The sequence below is a fragment of the Streptomyces sp. NPDC005899 genome (genome assembly GCF_040629645.1).
Lineage (GTDB): Bacteria > Actinomycetota > Actinomycetes > Streptomycetales > Streptomycetaceae > Streptomyces.
Genome location: NZ_JBEXWB010000581.1, coordinates 1 through 2,449, shown reverse-complemented (window position 1 = coordinate 2,449; position 2,449 = coordinate 1). Strand labels below are relative to the sequence as shown.

At 77.6% G+C, this 2,449-nt stretch carries 1 protein-coding gene; it reads left to right on the top strand.

Going from position 1 to position 2,449, the window contains the following annotated elements; genetic code table 11:
- A partial coding sequence (locus tag ABZ371_RS31650; RefSeq protein ID WP_358686180.1) for a [protein-PII] uridylyltransferase occupies positions 1 to 2,388 on the top strand: 2,388 nt, incomplete at its 5' end.
- Positions 2,389 to 2,449 lie beyond the last annotated feature (61 nt).

Sequence of the window (2,449 nt, the reverse complement as noted above, 5' to 3'; positions counted from 1 at the left end):
CGCCTCCCCCCCCCGGCGGCGCCGCCCGGGCCGCCGCGCCGTGCCGCCCTGTCCCGCCTGACCGACGACTGGCTGAGCGCGCTGTTCTCCGCCGCAGCCGGGGCGACCGGCGTCCGGGGCGCCGCCCTCGTCGCCGTCGGCGGGTACGGGCGCGGCGAGCTCTCCCCGCGCAGCGACCTCGACCTCGTGCTCCTGCACGACGGCAGCGCCGACGCCGCGGCCGTCGCGGCACTCGCCGACCGCATCTGGTACCCGGTCTGGGACCTCGGCCTGGCCCTCGACCACTCCGTACGCACCCCCGGCGAGGCACGGGCGACCGCGCGGGAGGACCTCAAGGCCCACCTCGGCCTCCTGGACGCCCGGCCCGTCGCCGGCGACCTCGGCCTCGTCAGCGGACTGCGCACCGCGGTCCTGGCCGACTGGCGCAACCAGGCCCCCGCACGCCTTCCCGCCTTGGACGAGCTCTGCCGCGAACGGGCCGAGCGCACGGGCGAGCTCCAGTTCCTGCTGGAGCCCGACCTCAAGGAGTCCCGCGGCGGCCTCCGGGACGCCACGGCCCTGCGAGCCGTCGCCGCCTCCTGGGTCGCCGACGCCCCTCGCGAAGGCCTCACCGAGGCCCGCCGCACCCTCCTGGACGTCCGCGACGCCCTCCACCTGGCGACCGGCCGGGCCACCGACCGCCTCGCCCTCCAGGAACAGGAACAGGTCGCCCGGGCGCTCGGGCTCCTCGACTCGGACGCCCTCCTGCGCCAGGTGTACGAAGCCGCCCGGACCGTCTCCTACGCCACCGACGTCACCTGGCGCGAGGTCAACCGCGTACTCCGCGCCCGCTCCGCACGGCCCAGGCTCCGGGCGCTGCTCGGCGGCGGCTCCAGGACGGCTCCGGAGCGCACCCCGCTCGCCGAAGGCGTCGTCGAGGCCGACGGCGAGGTCGTCCTCGCCCGCACCGCGCGCCCCGAGAAGGACCCGGTCCTGACCCTGCGGGCCGCCGCGGCCGCCGCCGAATCGGGCCTGCCGCTCTCCCGGCACCTCGTACGCCACCTCAGGACCGCGGCCCGGCCGCTCCCCGTGCCCTGGCCGGCCGAGGCCCGCGAGGAGCTCGTCACCCTGCTCGGCGCGGGGGAGGCCACGGTCGGCGTCTGGGAGGCCCTGGAGGCGGAGGGCATCGTCACCCGCCTGCTGCCCGACTGGGAGCGGGTCCACTGCCGCCCGCAGCACAACCCCGTCCACACCTGGACCGTGGACCGCCACCTCGTCGAGACGGCCGTCCGGGCCTCCTCCCTCACCCGCCGGGTCGGCCGCCCCGACCTCCTCCTGGTCGCGGCCCTGCTCCACGACATCGGCAAGGGCTGGCCGGGGGACCACTCCGTCGCCGGAGAGGTCATCGCCCGGGACATGGCCGCCCGCATCGGCTTCGACAAGCAGGACGTGGGCGTGGTGGCCACCCTCGTGCGCCACCACCTGCTCCTCGTCGAGACGGCCACCCGGCGCGACCTCGACGACCCCGCCACCGTGCGCTCCGTCGCCACCGCCGTGGGCAGCGCCTCCACCCTGGAGCTGCTGCACGCCCTCACCGAGGCCGACGCGCTGGCCACCGGCCCCGCCGCCTGGAGCTCCTGGCGCGCCTCCCTGGTCGCCGATCTCGTCAGGCGGGTGGCCGCCCTGCTGGCCGGGGAGGAACCCGCCGAACCGGAGCCGCTCGCCCCCAGCGCCGAACAGGAGCGCCTGGCGATCGAGGCCCTGCGCACCGGCGAACCCGTCCTCGCCCTGCACACCCAGCCGGAGAAGGTCTCCGAGGCCGGTGAACCGGAACCCGTCGGCGTGGAACTTTTCATCGCCCTGCCCGACCGCCCGGGGGTGCTCCCCGCCGCGGCCGGTGTGCTGGCCCTGCACCGGCTCACCGTCAGGGCGGCCGACCTGCGCGCCGTCGAACTCCCGACCGAGCTGGGCGGGACGGCGGGTGTGCTGGTCCTCAGCTGGCGGGTCGCGGCCGAGTACGGGTCCCTTCCGCAGGCATCCCGGCTCCGCTCCGACCTCGTGCGCGCCCTGGACGGCTCCCTCGACATCCGGGCCCGGCTGGCCGAACGCGAGGCCGCCTACCCGCGGCGGCGCGGGGTGAAGGCCCCGCCTCCCCGGGTCACCGTCGCGCCGGCGGGCTCACGGCTCGCCACGGTGATCGAGGTGCGCGCCCAGGACGCCCCGGGCCTGCTGCACCGGATCGGCAGGGCACTGGAGCAGAGCGGGGTGCGGGTGCGCAGCGCCCACGTCTCGACGCTCGGGGCGAACGCGGTGGACGCCTTCTACGTCACGGACCGGGCGGGCGAGTCGCTGGCTCCGGGCACGGCGGCGGACCTGGCCAGGGCGGTGGAGAGGGCCCTGCGGGAGTGACGGACGGCGGGCCCGCTCGCCGGACGGCCCGGCGTGCGGGGGCCGCGTCGGAGCGGCAGGC